Genomic DNA, 2,483 nt, shown 5'->3' on the forward strand with positions numbered 1-2,483 from the left:
AGCACGCAACTCCAACCGGGGCACCTCCATCACAACCGCCTCGGCCCTACCCTCCATACCAAGCCTCCGACACCTCCACCCAACAACCCCAAACCACTCACCACCCCAGGGCGACAATCTTTAGGCGCGCGTGCGAATACCGGCCCGGAGTTGCGGCCGCAGCAGCCCTAGTTGCAGTACCAGGTCCCGATCCACCCTGAGGTACCGAGGTTCTTCGCGGCGTCTTGCTCTGCGGCCAGCAGCGTAGGCCCGTAACCGCCCGCATGATCACCGCGGCTGTTCTCGGCGATGGCGCCGCAATCGGTGAAGGTGACGAGCACCTTGCAGTCGGAGTAACCGCATGCACCCAACGCGGCGCTCTCCGCGGCGGCCTTCGACGGGGCATGTTTGGTGCGGCCGAACACTTTTCCGGACGGCGAGTAGGCGATCGCGCCGACGTACCCGTCGGCCTCGGCTGCCGGCGCCAGCGTGAAGATCATCGCCGTCACCGCTACGAAGTTGGTCACTGAAACCGCAGCTCGGCGTTGAAAAGCGGTCAATGCCATGGTGGTTCCTTTCCAGGTTCGGTGGTCCGGCAATGCTGAAACGCGAGGGGGCTCGATGTCGGATTGGGCGGTTATGCCGGTTTGGTCGCGGTGACCTGCTTGCCCCAGTCGGACATGGTCATGGTCACGGTCCCGTTCTGGACCGGGCTGATTTCGATCTTGACGAGGTGATGAGACCCGTCCGAGGCAATCCAGACCGTGGTGGGTGTGCCCTGCGCGTCCTTCGGGCTCAGGCGCGCCCCGGCCAGTGTGGTGATGTCGTCGGCGGACGACGTGCCGCTGATCTTGGTGGTCGGGATCCCGTTGATCTGTTCGCTGCCAACCACTTTCGGGTTTTGCAGGTCGGAAAGCAGTTTGGCCAGACCGCGATTCGGGTCGAGCAGGGTCGACACGTCATAGATCGACGCGCCGTTGCCGTAGTCGGCGTATGTGCCGGGGTCGGCGACGTCGGAATAAAGATGCCCGTCGACAAAGACGAACTTCGAATCAACCGGGTTCTTGCCGACGACCAGGGTCGCGGTACCGGTGGCGACCGTTTGCGGCGTGTTGGAGACGTCGCCGTCGAGTTTGGTCACGGCGAGGTTAGGCACCGAGCCTTGCACCGTGAGGCTCACGTGCATCCCGGTGACCTTGGCCATGACGTCGGCAGCCTGTTTGACGGTGCTGGCGGCGTCACCATTGGCAGGGCTGCTCGACCCGCCAGCGCCCTTGTTTGAGCTGGAACATCCGGTGAGCACGAGTGCCGTCGCGGCGACGGCGGACACGGCCGCCGCAGCGGCGCGAGACCAGCGCTTCATAGACATCTCCTTCGTCGAGGCAACGGCACGTTGCCGCGGGCAAACTCAGCTGGAGGCAGCGCCAAAGCCGGCGACTTAGCGTAAACCCGCCGATATCGGCTTGACTAGCCTTTCGTCGGTCTCGGTAGCGCGAGGGTGACCGCCATTGGAGCAAAGCGGCAAGCCGCCGGCGTCGCACCGTGGCCGGCCCGCAGCCAGGACCGGTCAGCAACACCGCCAAGCGCGCCGCGCCGATCGCGTGGGCTACTTGCGGCCCTTTCGCTGGGGGTCGAGCCGCTTGAGCCGCACCGCCAGCAAAAGCACCAGGACCACCGCCAGCGCCGCGCACATACCGGCGGCGGTGAGCCAGTTACTGCGGTCGTGATCCCATAGCGGGTCTTCCGCGCCCGGGTGCAGGAAGTTCACCCCCACGGTGGCGGCGGCCATGGCGTAGGCCCATCGGGATGGGGATAGCCAGGCCAGTTGCTCGAGCGGGGGCCGGCCGTTGACCGCGAACATGCCGCCGCACAGCACCAGTTGGGCCATGACCACCAGGACCAGCAGCGGCATGCCCCGATCGGCGTTGCCGATCAGCGCCGAGATCAGCAGGCCGATGATCATCGAGACCACGGTGACCGCAACGACGGCCACCGCCACCTCGACCGCGCCCACCAGATGCTGTTGTGTTTCGTCGGCTTGCTGGGACAACAGCACGGAGCTATCGGGCGGAGGCAGGAACACCGTCCCCAGGAATCCGAGGATGAGTCCTTGGATGGTGGTGAGTGCGGTCAGGACGACGAGTTTGGAGGCTAGGTAGGCGCTGGTGGATAGGCCGATGCCGTGTTCGCGGCGGTAGATGGCTTGTTCTTTGACGATTTCGCGGATGGAGGCTGCGCAGCCCATCAGGGCGCCGCCGATGATCAGCAGTACCAGCAGTTGGGAGGGTTGGGTGGAGCGTTCTTCGATGGCTTTGGCCAGGGAGAGTCCGGCGTTGCCGGGCACGGCGTGGGCGAACAGGCTCAGCAGCAGCGGCAGGGCCAGCAGGAACACCGAGTATTGGCGGTCGGCGGCGATGACGGCCAGGTAGCGTCGGCACAAGATGGCGAATTGGGCCAGGGCGCTTTGTTGGGCCAGGGCTTTGGTGGTGGGCGCTGGTGGGGGT

3 protein-coding genes are annotated in these 2,483 nt (G+C 65.5%); all 3 read right to left on the minus strand.

The features are described from left to right. Window positions 1–167: 167 nt before the first annotated feature. Complete coding sequence (locus BST40_RS27745) at window positions 168–506, minus strand: DUF4189 domain-containing protein (RefSeq protein ID WP_240316475.1); 339 nt, start codon at window positions 504–506, stop codon at window positions 168–170. A gap of 110 nt (window positions 507–616) precedes the next feature. Beyond that, window positions 617–1,342 (minus strand): LppX_LprAFG lipoprotein, encoded by a 726-nt coding sequence (locus tag BST40_RS27750; protein WP_075545412.1) that lies wholly within the window; start codon window positions 1,340–1,342, stop codon window positions 617–619. Between the two features lie 243 nt (window positions 1,343–1,585). Continuing rightward, a partial coding sequence (locus BST40_RS27755; RefSeq protein WP_142276844.1) for an ABC transporter permease occupies window positions 1,586–2,483 on the minus strand: 898 nt, incomplete at its 5' end.

The organism is Mycobacterium persicum (assembly GCF_002086675.1).
Taxonomy (GTDB): Bacteria; Actinomycetota; Actinomycetes; order Mycobacteriales; family Mycobacteriaceae; genus Mycobacterium; species Mycobacterium persicum.